Annotated in this window: 19 protein-coding genes; 5 read left to right on the top strand and 14 right to left on the bottom strand. The window is 68.4% G+C overall.

Translation table 11 applies throughout. From position 1 onward, the window contains the following. Nucleotides 1-2: 2 nt before the first annotated feature. The 4 genes from ACFOYY_RS23585 to ACFOYY_RS23570 all read right to left on the bottom strand — a co-directional run bounded on the left by ACFOYY_RS23585 (nt 3) and on the right by ACFOYY_RS23570 (nt 3,575). Nucleotides 3-1,457, bottom strand: coding sequence for a sugar transferase (locus ACFOYY_RS23585; RefSeq protein WP_352010858.1), 1,455 nt, complete (start codon nt 1,455-1,457; stop codon nt 3-5). Nucleotides 1,458-1,709: 252 nt separating this feature from the next. Then, nucleotides 1,710-2,066: a hypothetical protein gene (locus ACFOYY_RS23580; RefSeq protein ID WP_352010859.1), complete on the bottom strand. Its 357-nt coding sequence runs from the start codon at nt 2,064-2,066 to the stop codon at nt 1,710-1,712. 40 nt (nt 2,067-2,106) lie between these two features. Beyond that, complete coding sequence (locus ACFOYY_RS23575) at nt 2,107-2,727, bottom strand: GntR family transcriptional regulator (protein WP_386192060.1); 621 nt, start codon at nt 2,725-2,727, stop codon at nt 2,107-2,109. Continuing rightward, entirely contained in the window at nt 2,724-3,575 is an 852-nt protein-coding gene (locus ACFOYY_RS23570; protein WP_386192056.1) for a DMT family transporter, read from the bottom strand. The genes ACFOYY_RS23575 and ACFOYY_RS23570 overlap by 4 nt, the downstream gene beginning before the upstream one ends. A 100-nt stretch (nt 3,576-3,675) precedes the next feature. Between ACFOYY_RS23570 and ACFOYY_RS23565 the strand changes: the two genes are divergently transcribed. Both ACFOYY_RS23565 and ACFOYY_RS23560 read left to right on the top strand, forming a co-directional pair. Continuing rightward, nucleotides 3,676-4,098, top strand: a complete 423-nt coding sequence (locus tag ACFOYY_RS23565; protein WP_352010862.1) for a ribonuclease domain-containing protein — start codon at nt 3,676-3,678, stop codon at nt 4,096-4,098. A gap of 6 nt (nt 4,099-4,104) precedes the next feature. Then, nucleotides 4,105-4,605: a barstar family protein gene (locus ACFOYY_RS23560; RefSeq protein WP_386192053.1), complete on the top strand. Its 501-nt coding sequence runs from the start codon at nt 4,105-4,107 to the stop codon at nt 4,603-4,605. Between the two features lie 72 nt (nt 4,606-4,677). On the opposite strand, the gene ACFOYY_RS23555 is transcribed toward ACFOYY_RS23560, so the two are convergent. The 6 genes from ACFOYY_RS23555 to ACFOYY_RS23530 form a co-directional block, all read right to left on the bottom strand. Beyond that, nucleotides 4,678-4,899, bottom strand: coding sequence for a BldC family transcriptional regulator (locus tag ACFOYY_RS23555; protein WP_352010864.1), 222 nt, complete (start codon nt 4,897-4,899; stop codon nt 4,678-4,680). Nucleotides 4,900-4,912: 13 nt separating this feature from the next. Continuing rightward, nucleotides 4,913-5,146 carry a hypothetical protein gene (locus ACFOYY_RS23550; RefSeq protein WP_352010865.1) on the bottom strand — a complete coding sequence of 78 codons (234 nt, stop codon included), beginning with the start codon at nt 5,144-5,146 and terminating at the stop codon, nt 4,913-4,915. 350 nt (nt 5,147-5,496) lie between these two features. Next, nucleotides 5,497-5,874: a hypothetical protein gene (locus ACFOYY_RS23545; protein ID WP_386192049.1), complete on the bottom strand. Its 378-nt coding sequence runs from the start codon at nt 5,872-5,874 to the stop codon at nt 5,497-5,499. Then, entirely contained in the window at nt 5,871-6,266 is a 396-nt protein-coding gene (locus tag ACFOYY_RS23540; RefSeq protein WP_386192047.1) for a hypothetical protein, read from the bottom strand. Before ACFOYY_RS23540 ends, ACFOYY_RS23545 begins: the two co-directional genes overlap by 4 nt. Beyond that, the gene (locus ACFOYY_RS23535) at nt 6,263-6,469 is read right to left on the bottom strand and encodes a hypothetical protein (RefSeq protein WP_386192044.1); all 207 of its coding nucleotides are present in this window, start codon (nt 6,467-6,469) and stop codon (nt 6,263-6,265) included. Before ACFOYY_RS23535 ends, ACFOYY_RS23540 begins: the two co-directional genes overlap by 4 nt. 229 nt (nt 6,470-6,698) lie before the next feature. Then, nucleotides 6,699-7,913, bottom strand: coding sequence for a helix-turn-helix domain-containing protein (locus tag ACFOYY_RS23530; RefSeq protein ID WP_386192041.1), 1,215 nt, complete (start codon nt 7,911-7,913; stop codon nt 6,699-6,701). A 189-nt stretch (nt 7,914-8,102) separates the two neighbouring features. Between ACFOYY_RS23530 and ACFOYY_RS23525 the strand changes: the two genes are divergently transcribed. Then, entirely contained in the window at nt 8,103-8,603 is a 501-nt protein-coding gene (locus ACFOYY_RS23525) for an NUDIX domain-containing protein (RefSeq protein WP_386192038.1), read from the top strand. A gap of 438 nt (nt 8,604-9,041) precedes the next feature. Here ACFOYY_RS23525 and ACFOYY_RS23520 read toward each other — a convergent pair whose 3' ends face one another. From ACFOYY_RS23520 to ACFOYY_RS23505, 4 genes are all read right to left on the bottom strand, one after another. After that, nucleotides 9,042-9,368 (bottom strand): hypothetical protein, encoded by a 327-nt coding sequence (locus ACFOYY_RS23520; protein ID WP_352010872.1) that lies wholly within the window; start codon nt 9,366-9,368, stop codon nt 9,042-9,044. Nucleotides 9,369-9,634: 266 nt separating this feature from the next. After that, nucleotides 9,635-10,126, bottom strand: coding sequence for a GNAT family N-acetyltransferase (locus ACFOYY_RS23515; protein ID WP_352010873.1), 492 nt, complete (start codon nt 10,124-10,126; stop codon nt 9,635-9,637). 40 nt (nt 10,127-10,166) lie between these two features. After that, a complete protein-coding gene (locus tag ACFOYY_RS23510; protein WP_386192034.1) occupies nt 10,167-10,856 on the bottom strand; it encodes a hypothetical protein in 690 nt (229 codons plus the stop codon). A 229-nt stretch (nt 10,857-11,085) separates the two neighbouring features. Beyond that, a complete protein-coding gene (locus tag ACFOYY_RS23505) occupies nt 11,086-11,661 on the bottom strand; it encodes a TetR/AcrR family transcriptional regulator (RefSeq protein ID WP_352010875.1) in 576 nt (191 codons plus the stop codon). A 76-nt stretch (nt 11,662-11,737) separates the two neighbouring features. Between ACFOYY_RS23505 and ACFOYY_RS23500 the strand changes: the two genes are divergently transcribed. Together ACFOYY_RS23500 and ACFOYY_RS23495 are read left to right on the top strand one after the other, a co-directional pair. Then, a complete protein-coding gene (locus tag ACFOYY_RS23500) occupies nt 11,738-12,307 on the top strand; it encodes a dihydrofolate reductase family protein (RefSeq protein ID WP_386192031.1) in 570 nt (189 codons plus the stop codon). Between the two features lie 279 nt (nt 12,308-12,586). Beyond that, a complete protein-coding gene (locus ACFOYY_RS23495) occupies nt 12,587-13,444 on the top strand; it encodes an NAD(P)-dependent oxidoreductase (RefSeq protein WP_386192028.1) in 858 nt (285 codons plus the stop codon). Nucleotides 13,445-13,446 lie beyond the last annotated feature (2 nt).

Below are 13,446 nucleotides of genomic sequence, written 5' to 3'. Positions count from 1 at the left end.
AGCTAGTAAGCCCCTTCTCCGCCCATGACGGCGCTCCATGTCTTCCACAGGATCTGCAGGTCAAGGAAGAGCGACCAGTTCTCGACGTAGCGCAGGTCCAGGCGGACCGACTCCTCCCAGCTGAGGTCGGAGCGTCCGCTGACCTGCCAAAGTCCGGTCATGCCCGGTTTGACGACCAGGCGGCGGCGCACGTCGGCGCCGTACTGCGCGACCTCGCTCGGCAGCGGCGGGCGAGGTCCGACGAGGGACATCTCCCCGCGGACCACGTTGAGCAGCTGCGGCAGCTCGTCGAGGGAGTAGCGGCGCAGGAACGCCCCCACCCGGGTGATCCTTGGATCGTTCCTCATCTTGAAGAGCACGCCGTCGAACTCGTTGCGCTCCTCAAGCTCGACCTTGAGCCGTTCGGCGTTGTTGACCATCGTGCGGAACTTCACGACGTTGAACTCCCGGCCGCCCCTGCCGACCCTGACCTGCCGGAACAGCGCGGGCCCGGAACTGGTCGTCCTGATCAGCAGGCAGATGACCAGCATCGGTACGGCGAGCAGCAGCAGCGCGAAGCCCGCGGCGGCCTTGTCGAACAGGCTCTTGGCGAGCTGTTTGGCGCCGTCGAACTCGGGGTGTTCCACGTGCAGCAGCGGCATTCCGGCCACCGGGCGGATGCTGATCCGGGGTCCGGCGACCTCCATGAGGGCGGGCGCGACGAACAGGTCGGTTCGCGCGTCCTCAAGACCCCAGGCGATCCGGCGCAGCGCGACGCCGTCCAGTTCGGGGCAGGCCAGGATGGCCACGGCGTCGGCGTCCACCTTGGCGACGACGGCGGGGACGTCGCTGAAGCCGCCGAGCACGGGGATCCCGTCCACGTCCATGTCGTCGGGCCCGGAGGGCAGGCAGGCCGCGGCCACGGTCATGCCGTGGTGGGGCTGCCTTCTGAGTTGCATGACCAGGTCGAGCACCGACTCCCGGTGCCCGACGGCGACCACCTGACGCATGTACTCGCCGAGGGCGCGCCTGCGGTGCAGCCGCTTGCGCATCCAGTAGCGGAAGGCGACCGTGAGCGCCAGCGCCAGCGGCAGCATGGCCATCACGAAACTTCGGGCGATCGTGGCCTGTGTGGCGTACGCCCCGATCGCGACGGCGGCCGTCAGTCCGACCCCGCCGTCGAAGACCGCACGGAACTCCTCTGTCCCCTCGCCGTGCGCGCGCTTGCGGTAGGCGCCGCCGACCGCCAGGAACAGGGGCCATGCCAGGGCGAGACCGAGCCCGAACAACGCCTCCGTCCTGGGGATGAAGGCGCCGAACCAGAGTCGAACTCCAAGGACGGTCTCACACGCGACAACCGCGCACGCGAGATCGCCGGCCAACAGAATCCGTGCGTAGGATCGCGTCCAGATACTTGGAGCGGTCCGCACTGAATCGCCGAGGAGCGTAGCAGCGGGCTCCTCTGTCCCCACTCTCATACCACCCCACCCAGATGCCCCATCGTTACCAGGTAACGGGACGCGCATCTCATTTCATTGGTTGACAGCTTTCCCGAATGCACCAGGAGCGTGGAAACCCACTGAAATCCTAGTGATCACCTCTGGGCAGGGGAATACAGCCTTACTGTCCACTACTGGCCGAAGAGGGACAGAAGGAACGCCTTGACGGAACGGTCCACGCGTGCACGATTACCACCCGGTTGGTTTGAGGGCGCGCCGGACCGCACGACGTCAGTCGTACTCGAAGTCGGGCAGCGGATTGGGAGGATCAGGGCTGCGCCAGACCACGACATGACCCTCACCGAGGCTCTCGACGGCCTCACCGAGCCGCTCCACGTCGAAGTCAGGCAGGTACCGCAGGCGTGCGAGGAAGGTGGTGTCGGTTGCCGATTGTGGCACCACGCATCCCTGTCCACCCCGGTTAAGTAAAATGTACAGTATGTCCGACTCGGTTTCCGAGTCACCCTCCACGCGAACTTCGACGACGTCCTCCCAGGCGAGAGCGTCGACGCTGCCGTCCGCGTAGTGACGGGCCACGCCTTCCTCCGTGACGTACACGTAGGAGTCCGGCACTGAATTGCCGTGCATGGCCGCGATTGTGACGACTACCGGGCGCCGGGTGCAAGCCTCATTCGCCCCAGCCGTGATCCAGATGCGCCGCCACCGCCCGCCTCGCTTCCTCCGGCGACCCCTCTCCGATCGCGTCGAGCAGCTCCCGGTGCTCGGCCACCAGCACCTCCCGGTCGGGATAGACCGTGCGCAGCCGTACCAGGCCGAGACGGGTCTCCGCGGCGAGCGAGGTGTAGAGCCGCTCAAGACGCGGGCTGCCGACCGCGACGACCAGGGCCTGGTGCAGCGCCATGTGCTCGGCCACCATCTCCGACCAGGGCGCGTCCGCGGGCAGCGCGGCCATCCTGCCCAGCGCCGCGTCCGCCTCCTCGACCCTGCGCCCGGCCAGCGTGACGGCCATCAGATCCTCAAGGGGGCGCCTGACGAACATCAGGTCGTCGAGATCGGCCACGGTCACCTCGACGACCTGCGCGCTGCGGTGCCGTTCCCGCCTGAGCAACCCCTCGTGCACGAGTACGGCCAGCGCCTCCCTGACGGTCGGGCGGGCCACGCCGTACAGGGTGGACAGCTCCTGCTCGGGCAACGGGGTCGCCGGGGGGATCTCCCCGGAGAGCACCCGCCTGCGCAGCGCGTCGGCGAGAGCGTTCACAGCGGAGACAGGGCGCAGGGGAACGGTCACGCCGAAGACCCTAACGCCGCCACGCGTTCGGGAAGGGCGACCACCACCAGGCTCGCGCCGAGCAGGGCCAGGCCGCAGGCCGAGACGAGCGTGAGCCGCTCACCGAGCACCACGACACCGAGCAGCGCCGCGACCGCGGGCTCGGCCAGGGCGAGGGTCGCCGCGGTGGCCACGGGTGTCACCCGCAGGCCCCTGCCGTACAGGACGTAGGCGAGCGCGGTGGAGACGCAGCCGAGATAGACGGCGGTGAGCAGGCCACGCGGTTCGGCCAGCCAGGCGGTGCCCGTCCACAGCAGGACCGGCAGCATCACCACGGCCGCGCCGCCGAACATCGCGGCCATCACCGCGTCGGAGGGGACCCCGGTGGCGATCACCCTGGCCGCCGTCACCGCGTAGAACGCGTACAGCAGACCGCCGAGCAGCGCCAGCAGCACCCCGTCAAGGCGCACCTGCCCTCCCCCACCGGTCAGTACGGCACAGCCCGCCACGGCCGCCGCCGTCGCCGCCGCCCAACGCCCCGACGGCACCCGCCCGTCGAGCAACCAGGACAGCAGTCCGGTGAAGACGGGACCGCTGCCGATGGCGACCACGGTGCCGACGGCCACCCCGGTCCTGCCGACGGCGGCGAAGAAACAGAGCTGGTAGGCGGCCACGGCCAGGGCGGCGAGCGGGAGCATCCCCCCTCGGGGCAGCCGGGGCAGGAGTCTGCGCGCGGCGACCACCAGCACCAGCCCTCCGAGGACCAGTCGGGCGGCGGCCAGGGAGACCGGATCAACTCCGGCGGCGAGCATCCCCACGGTGCCCGCGGTCCCCCAGAGCACGGCTGCGGCGACGACGGCGAACTTCATTCGGACATTGTCTGACAACTAGACAATGTCTGTCCAATCCTTGCGTCGGCCACACACCCCCGGCCGTTTTTCCTGACGTGGTCACGGGTAGCTTGGCCAGGTGACACCTCGGGGAACCGCCGCTCTCGTCTCGTCCGCAGTGCTGTCCTTGGTGATGGCGCTGTCCGGATGCACGACCCCCGAGCAGCCGGCCCGCGCCAGTAGCGCGCCCGCGGCGAGCCCTCGGGCTGACGGCACGATGCCCACCAGGACGCTGTCGGCGCTGCCTCCCGAGGCCGCCGCCACCTGGAAGCGCATCCGGCAGGGTGGCCCCTTCCCCTACTCCCGCGACGGCGTGGTCTTCCAGAACCGGGAACGCCGCCTGCCCGTCAGGCAGCAGGGCTACTACCACGAGTACACCGTCCCGACCCCCGGCAGCCGCGACCGGGGAGCACGGCGCCTGATCAGCGGCGACGGGACCCGGGAGCTCTACTACACCGGCGACCACTACCGGACTTTCGTCATCGTCGACGTACGGAGGTGACCGACGTTGCCCAGGGGAACGTTCGAGGAGGGGCCGGCCGCCCAGGAGAGTCTGCGCACCCTGCGCGCCATCCGCGGCCCGCAGGACCCCACGGTCGCGAAGGCGACGGAGATCACCGAGTCGTCCTCGGGGGCGCCGCGCGTCTCCAGGGTCACGGAGGTCCCCGAGGTTCCCGGGGTCGCCGAGCAGGTGGAGACCGACCACGGCGACGCCGTCACGCACCGGGTCGACGGCTCCGGGATCACCACCTCGGCGGAGGCCATGTCGGCGATCGCCGAGGCCCTGTCGTTCCCCGAGTACTTCGGGCACAACCTCGACGCCCTCTACGACTGCCTCACCGACCTCGAATGGCTGCCTGCCGGTGAACACCTGCTGGTCTGGACGCGCTCCTCGACACTGCGCGAGGCCGACCCGCCTGCGTTCGAGTCGATCCGCTCCGTCCTCTCCGACGCCGTCGCCGACGACACCGCCTCAGCGGCGTTCCTGTCGGTCCTCCTCCCGGACTGACCCGCACGCCTCGTCGCCTTCCCCGGCTGACCTACGCCTCGCGGCGTTCGCAGGGCTTTTCCGGAGGTTGGATCAGCCGGCGTTGAGCAGGGCGTTGATGTCACTCTCCCGGTAACGCCGCTGCCTGCTGGGTGTCCTGACCGAGGGGATGCGGCCGGTCAGCGCCCACCGGTTGACGGTCTTGGGGTCCACACCGAAGATCCGCGCGACCTCACCGGGCGTGAGGAGCCGTTCGGTGGTGCCGGGCCCGGTGGCGAAGGTGCCGTCGGGGGCGACGGCCTTGAGGGGGGACATTGGAGGGACTCCTTCAGTAGCGGCTTCGGTGGATGATCTCGTCGTGCCAGGCCAACGCTCCGGCGAGGCGGCGCAGTGTCGTACGGCCGAGCATGTCTCTGGCCCCGGCCCTGCGCTGGTCGGGTCGCAACGGCCGGTACCGGATGGCCCACCATGTGGGCAGGCCGGGCAGGTGGAGGCGTTCGTACCGCCAGGCGGGGTGGGTGCTGATCAGCAGATCGATCATGCGTCGCTCGTCGTCGGTCATGGTCGTCCCTGGGTGCGGGAGTGGTCAGGGCGGGTGCCTTTTCAGGGGGCGGGTGCCCGGCCCCGAGCCGGGGAGCACGACGGCCGGGCACCCTGGAGGAGGACCGGCCCCACGTGCTCGGGGCCGGTGCGCCAGACGGCCCCCTCCTTCCCCGGCACGCTTAGCGTGCACGGGAGCCGTTCCGCGAGGGTGTGCGGCTCAGGTCCCTCCTACCTGAGCCGCACGTTCGAGGAGGTACGGCGGGCGACGGGTGGGATGACGTCCATGCCCGCCGTACCGGCTTTCAGGAGGTTGGGTGCGGCCCAGGTCCCTCATCCCTGGACCGCACGCTCACGGGGTCGCCGTACCGGCTATGGGGAGCGCAGCAACCTGCGCAACGCCGTAGCGCGACCCGGCGCGACGGCCTGACCAGGACATACGGCCTGAACGGTCCGGGAGACCCGGGCGGCCCGAATCTGGATGGCACGGGCGACGGCGACGGCCTGAATGCTCGGCGGCACCGCCGGGGGCGCCTGAGCGCTCAACTTCCGGTCCAGTTCCTCAGCCGACCCGGCCCGCACCAACAGCACGTCCCCGGCGTACGGCCTGCCGAACAGGACACTCCGGTAGGCGCTCCACAGCCCGGTCGCCGAGCTGTGGAACACCAGCCAGCCCGGGTGGGCCGCCTGCACGGAGTCACAGGTTCGATCGGAGAACTCAGGAACCTGACGAGGAATCCAGGCCGTCATGCCGCCCTCCCACCCGGCGAACTCCCTCCGGCGGACACCGTCTCCCCGCCGGGCTCCTCGGCGACCGCCACCCCGGAAGGCCCTGCCCGCCTACGGGAAACCCCGCCACGAACCGGCACCGGGGCAGACCGCACCGCGAGCCGCATCGCCTTGATCATCTCCGCCTCCTGCATCCGCTCCTCCAACCCCTCACCGGTCAAGTCCTCGACGATCACCGGACGCGGACCGTCCCAGGCGGCCATCGCGTAGAAGCACCGTCTCCCCAGGCTGTAGAGCACCGTCCAGTCCGTCCACGCCCGGTCGATCCGCTCCGCCTCGGCGCGGGCCGGGCCGTCCCACACCCGCCGATACACCGGCGCGTACGGCATGCCGTCCCGATGCCGCCCGGTCACGAAGGCACCCCCTCGGCGATCTCCTCCTGACGGGCAACCGCCTCCCGGACCTCTTCGAGGGTGTCGGCGTCCACAGTCGGTTCAGCACCCGCCCGCAACGCCGTACGCGGGAACGCCCGGTTGCGGATCGCCCAGAACCGACCGGTATCACTGATGATCAACCGCCACCCCGGAATCGCCGGGACGGTGGGAGCGTCGTGCATGATCTGAACCTCCGTGATCCGATCAGGGGTTCCCTGAGGTGGAGTGGTTGCCGGAAGGCAGGCGGCAGCGTCCGGAGAGTCCGCAACTCCAGTGGCTGGAGGGCTACCCGCGAGCGCACGCCCTTAGTGAACACTCGACTACAGAAATGAACAGGGAGGGTCCCTCCCCCCACGTCAAGGGGGAGGGACCCTCCCTGCCCGAAGGGGAGGAACCCTCCCCCTCGATGATTCAGGCCGCAGGAACCAATCTGATCTTGCGAGCCAGCGAGCGGGCCTCGTCTCGTACGGTGGCACCGCCCGTGGTCATCAGCTCATCGGTGGTCCTGCGCGTGAACAGGTTGAAGGAGATCGTGTCCGGGCTGATGTCATACGCCCGGCTCAACAGGTGAATCGTGGCCAGCGGCTCCTTCTTGAGGTGGAAACCTCGGGCGATCTCCACGGTGTGGAAGGCACGCCGGGTTTTCGACGGAACGTTGTCCAGGTCGAGGCGGTCCGCCTGCCGGACGGCCTCGTGTCCATTGGTCAGGTCAACCGACATCGTCACCCCGTAGGCGTCCACCATGCCGGTCCCGAACATCAGCCACGGGTGGTGACCAGTCAGAGATCGCGCAGCACGATGAGCCTGGTCCCAGTACCGTTCGGAGTCACCCCTCCGTCCAGTTTTGGCGTACGACAGGGCCACGGCCAGCTGAAGCAGCCCCCACAGACTCCGCTCCTCCTCATCCTCCTGACGCAGCAGCCGTCCGGCCTGCTGGGCTAGGTCGATACGGGCCTCAGCCTGTTCACCGGCATCACGCCAGACGTGGTTGAGATACCAGGAGGCGGCGGCGATGGCCTTCGGGCTGTCCGCCTCCTGCGCCGCCGCCATGGCACGGTCTCCGGCGAGCAGAATCAGATCGGGATACGGCTGGAAAGACAAATACAACTGGACCAGGTGATAAACCTGCGCCAGACATTCCTGAGCGCTTCGCCGGTCATCCCCTTCCAGGAGTCGTGCCGAGATCTGCGCGTCGGCCAGCAGACGGGGCAGGAGCGCGGCCACGGCGGTCCGCTGAGTCGCCGAGCCGTGCCACACCATCCACGCCTGCCTGACGTTCGCCGCCAGCGCGTCAGCCGACACCGGCTCACGGTCGGGAAGGACCAGAGGGTAGGAGGCCAGCGCCTTCACGATCGCCGGAGCCTGGTCATGCGTCTGCTTGGTGAAGGTCGCCCTGCTCAGGCGCTGTTCGCCGGTGAAAGCCGCGAGATCCTCCACCCCCAGGATCTCCGCCATCCGGATCAGCATGCCGAGCCCGGGCATACCGATCTTGCCGATTTCGATGCTCTTGACCCAGTCCTCACTTCGACCGCACAGCTCACCGAAAACCGTCCTGGTCATGCCGGAGTAATTCCGGAAGAACCTCACTCGGTCGCCGAAAGTGGAGAGCGTATTATCTTCAGACATAGCCCTGCCTCTTCTGATGAGTCTCAACACCTCTCAGGCTAGATGCGCAGGGCCCATTCATGTCAGGCAAAGCTCAAGGCATTCACCTGCCTAGAATCCCGGAGTCATCACGAACACCTTGACCGAGGACGCCCGCCGCACCTCGGTCGCTGCCGGATCTGGCCTGACGTCTTCAACGAGGGGAACGGTATGACCGAACCGCGTACCGATGTCTCGCCCCGACCCCTGGCACCCGCGACGGAGGCCATGACGCTGCTGGTCGCGGCGGTGATCGTGCACGACCGCGAAACTGAACGGGCCGTCCTGCTCCAGCGCGGCCCTCACGCGAAGTTCGCCCAGGGCATGTGGGACCTGCCGGTCGGCAAGAGCGAGCCCGGAGAACCCATCACCCAGACCGCGATCCGGGAACTCCAGGAGGAGACCGGCCTGGTCGTCCGCCCCGAGTCACTGCGATTGGCCCACGTCATCCACGGCGCGCGGGGAGTGGAGGCGCCCAGCGGTTTCCTGACAGTCGTCTTCTCCGTACACGAATGGTCGGGCACCCTGACCAACGGCGAACCCCACAAACACGCCCAGGTACGGTGGACCCCCACTGCGGAACTACCGCAGAACTTCGTCTCAACCACGGCCAGCGCCCTACGCCACTACCTGGCAGGCGGCCCGGACATCTCCCTCGACTCCTGGAACTGACCGCAGGAAGGCAAGCGTTATAAGATCCGACCGGACCCAAGATAATCAACGCTCTGACCTGCACCTTCGCGCTACCGCCGAACTGCTGCAGAAACAGCGAATCCCGCTCCTACAGCACCCGACCTGACCTGGGACTTTACCCTCGGGTCACTCATCACCCTGAAGGGTTCGCAACATCAGGCGCAGGTGTGCGCGGGACACGAATTCGCGGGTCACTCATCGCTCTGAAGGGTTCGCAACTACGGACCACACAGCCGTCGCCAGGACTCGGGATCAAGTCACTCATCACCCTCAAGGGTTTACAAGCAAGCAACGCCCACATGATTAGGCCCGTGATCGCCTCAAGCGGCGGCGCTCATCAATCTTGGAGGGATCATGCCCCGACACCCCCGCGATCCTGGCACCGGTGCGGGTGCCAGGGGGTGCGTCAGGGCCTGCTCACACGGCCATCGGACGTGAGGTGTTGCGGGGCTGGAGGGCCTCGGTGCGTCGGACGGCTCCGGCGACCGAGTTGGCCGTCGCCACGCAGTGGGCGCAGAAGTTACCTTTTCTGCCTGGCTCACAGGTGCAGAACCAGCGCAGGTCCTCGTCGACGATCTGGAACCGTACACAGGCGGCGTCGTCGTCGACCTCCGCCGTGATCAGCGTCGGGCAGAACCTGACGAGCTGGACGGCTCCCGCGCTCTCCAGGTCACCGCCGTGAGCCAGCGCCTCCTGCGACGCCAGCTTCGCCTCGAAGCCGATCAGCCTCGCGATGTCATCCACTGTGGATCGCCTCCCCCTTTCTCAGTGTGGACGCGCCTTAGAAGCCAAAGGTTCCCGTTTCCGAGAAAACTCTATATTTCCCGAAAAACGATTAGCTTCCGCCCCCCGCGTTGTTCATCAGCTGTTGGCACGGCGCCCACCCCGGCACCCGTTTCCCCGCCCTGACCAGGGCGTCAAGCACGGATATTGCAGCTATCGACAAACTCCCCTATAGCGCGAAAAATCCTGCTTTGGGATCAGTATTTTGGCCCGTACGGTCCATTGGATCAGTCCGTGGCCAGGCGCGCGTGCCGCTCCACGTCGTGCCGCACGCCCCCGTAGTTCAGCTTGGCCCGCTCGACCCCCTCGGCCGGGAAGCCCGCCCGGGTCGCCACCGTACACGAGGCCGGGTTGTTCATCCGGTGCCCGAGTTCGAGGCGGAACAGCCCCCGTTCGGCGAAGGCCCAGCGGGCCAGTTTGGTGACGGCCGCGACCGCCACGCCCCGGCCCCTGGCGTGCGGAACCGTCCAGTAGGACACCCAGCCGGTGTCGTGCGCGTCGATGTTGCTCACCGCGACGTTGCCGACCACCTGGCCGCCGGAGACGACCGCGAAAGCGTGGGCGTCGTCACGGAAGCCCCACGTCCCCATCCATTCGAGCGCGGCCCGCCGCGTGTCGATCGGCCGTGCCGCCTGGTCGGCCATGTCGGGCGACTCGAACGCGCCGATCACGACCCCCACGTCGTCCGGCCCCCAGCCGCGCAGCTCCACCTCAATCATGCCGTGCAGGGTATTTCCCCCGGTCCTCCGCGAAAAGCCCTCAGACCGCGAAGCGGTAGATGTCCCTGAGCCAGCCGTCGTGGTAGGAGCAGACCCCGTCGAGCCCGCCGGACATGCTCACTTTCCCGTCCTGGCACATGACCAGGTAGCCCCGGCCCTCGGAGAAGTTGTCGATGCAGTCGAACACCACGCAGGCCTCCGTCACGGGCGTGGTCACCCTGGCGCCTGACGCGCAGTAGGTGAAGCCGTAGGCGTTGGCGGGCGCGCCGCACGTGTCCACGGTCCCCGGCGGAGGAGCCGTGACGGTGACGGTGACCGTGGGGGTGGCCGCGACGACGGGAGCGAGGGTGACCGTCTCCCGCACCGTCTCCCTGACCGTCACGGTCACCGTCGGCGTGGCGACGGGCAGCGGAGCGGCGGGTACGGCGGGCGGGGCGGTCGCCGTGACGTGGGGGGCGCCGCTTCTGCGGTAGGAGCCGGTGCCGAGATACCTCTCCTGCCAGCCGGTCATGCCCGCCCCGACGGTCAGGGCGACGTCGACCGTCCGGCAGGTGCGGGCCGCGCAGACGCGCTGCTTCACGGTGAACCGCCTGGCGACGCCGTACGTGCTGGTCACCCGGGCGGAGAGGTAGGACTTCCCGCCGACCTTCAGGATCGAGGTCTTCACCGTCTTGGTGCCGGCGGCGGCCACCTGAGCGCCCGCCGCCCGCACTCCCTCGGCAGAGGCCACCTCGCGCACGGTCGCCGCCGAGTTCACCGAGCTTACCGATGAGGTAGAAAAGCCACTTTCTCCACTTAACTCACCAAGCGCTCCAAAAGCCACTAAAACCGCCACAACAGCCCCGGCGACCAGCGCGAAAATTCTCATATCACCACGAATATTCTGTTCATCGAGGTTTCACGAAACGACAATTCTCGCCACTTATATCACGCTTTGTAGTGCTTTTTTGTCGAAACGGTCACCCCTCCGGGATGAGGCGTTCGACCGCGCGTTCGACCAGCTCACGTGCCTGTTCCTCACCGAAGACCCCAGGCAGCGTGAGCCGTTCCACGATCAGCCAGTTCATCGCCAGATAGAGCAGGGTCACCGCCGTCGCGTCGCCGGGAAGCCCCGAGTTCAGGTGATAGCCGATGTTCGCGTCGACGTCCGCCCTGATTCTCGGAGTGAGCACGTCGCGCAGCCCGGGCCTGCGGGTCGCCTCAAGGCGCAGTTCGAGCAGGGCCAGATAGCCGGCCCGGTAGGTGCTGACCCGCTCGACCAGTTCGTGCATGAGCTGCTTCACCCGCTCGCGGTCACGGGTGCCCTCAAGGCTCCTGGCCACGGTCTCGGCGTCCGGCTCAAGGTGCTCGTAGACGCGCACCCCCGCCTGGGTCAGCAGGTCGTCGCGGTTGGCGAAGTAGTTGGAGGCCGTACCGCCCGGCACCCCCGCCTGGGCGTCCACGGCACGGAAGGTCAGGCCGCGCGCGCCCTCGCGGGCCAGCACGTCGATGGCGGCGTCGAGCAGCGCGGCCCGTCTCGCCTGGTTCTGTCGCATCTCGGTTGACACCACTCCACATGTAGTACTACGGTCCAAACCACTACGAACATAGTACTTCAAATGGAGTGAATGTATGCGAAAGCTTGTCTACTACATCGGTGTCAGCATCGACGGCTACATCGCGGGCCCCGGCGGCGAGTACGACTTCTACCCCCTGGCCGACGACATGACGACGTGGATGAACGCCAGGTACCCGGAGACCGTCCCCGCCCACGTCCGGGCGCACCTCGGCCTCGACGCGCCGAACAACCGCTTCGACACGATCCTGATGGGACGCGGCACCTACCAGCCCGCCCTCGACGCCGGGATCACCAGCCCCTACACGCACCTGAGGCAGTACGTCGTCTCGACCACCATCCCCGAGATCGCCGACCCCACGGTCGATCTCGTCTCCGGCGATCCCGTGGAGCTGGTCCGCGCGCTGAAGAAGGAGGACGGCCTGGACATCCTGCTGTGCGGAGGCGGCAAGCTCGCGGGCTCCCTGCTCCCGGAGATCGACGAAATGATCGTCAAGAGCTACCCCGTGGTCGCGGGCGCGGGCGTCTCAGCCTTCTCCGGAGCCTTCGGTCCCACGCTCTTCACCCCGGCCGCGAGCCGCTCCTTCAGCAACGGCGCGACCGTCACCTGGTACGACCGGGCCTGAGCGGCCCTACCCGCCAAGGTGGATCCTCGCGACGCCTCCGCCGTACACGCGTTGTCCGAGAGGCGGCCGTGACCTGCGACCTCCGCAGGTGGGAGCCGCATCGCTTACCGGGAGGTAAGTAGCTGACAGGAGAGTGGGTACTTGAGGAAATCCTGGCCGGGAACCAGCATCGAACCGTCCCCGCCGGCAGGACAACCCATCTCTCTCTGGGACCTCCCACCTCTGGGAATCCCCGTCGACTCGGAACGGATGAAGATGACACACGACCACCGTGTTCCGGTGACGGTTCTCGGCCTGGGGCCGATGGGCCAGGCGCTGGCGGGCGCCTTCCTCGACAACGGCCACCCGACGACCGTGTGGAACCGTACGGCGGGCAAGGACGAGACCCTGGTCGCCAGGGGCGCGGCCAGGGCGGGCACCCCGGCCGAGGCCGTCGAGGCGAGCCTGCTGACGGTCGTCTGCGTGATCGACTACGACGCCGTGCACGCGATCGTCGAACCCGCCGGGTCCGCCCTCAAGGGCAGGACCCTGGTCAACCTCACCGCCGACACGCCGGAACGCTCCCGCCGGGCCGCCGCCTGGGCCGAGGAGAACGGCGTGCGCTATCTCGACGGCGCCATCATGACCCCGACGACGTCCATCGGGGGTCCCGAGGCCGTCATCCTGTACAGCGGGGACCAGGAGACCTACCAGGAGCACCGCGCGACGCTGGGGGCGCTGGGCGCGGGCGGCGTCTATCTGGGCGCCGACCCCGGGCGGGCCGCGTCCTACGACGTCGCCCTGCTCGACCTGTTCTGGACGTCGGTGAGCGGCCTGGTCCACGCCTTCGCGCTGGCCAGGGCCGAGGGCGTGTCAGCCAGGGAGCTGGCCCCGTTCGCCAAGGGGATCGGCGCCCTGCTGCCCGTCGCCATCGACGAGTTCGCCCGCCATGTCGACGAGGGCGAGCATCCCGGCTCCGCCTCGGCGCTGCTGTCGGCCCTGGCGGGGATGGACCACATCGCCCACGCCTCCCAGGCGAGGGGGCTGGACACCGGGGTGATCGACGCGGCCAGGGCGGTCGCGCGGCGGGCCGTCGAGGCCGGTCACGGGGGTGACTCCTTCTCCCGTCTGACCGAGACCATCGCCCGGCCCGCCTGAGC

The sequence above is a fragment of the Streptosporangium jomthongense genome (genome assembly GCF_042650425.1).
Lineage (GTDB): Bacteria > Actinomycetota > Actinomycetes > Streptosporangiales > Streptosporangiaceae > Streptosporangium.
The sequence above is the reverse complement of the archived record's forward strand: the minus strand, read 5'-3'. Positions and strand labels throughout refer to the sequence as shown.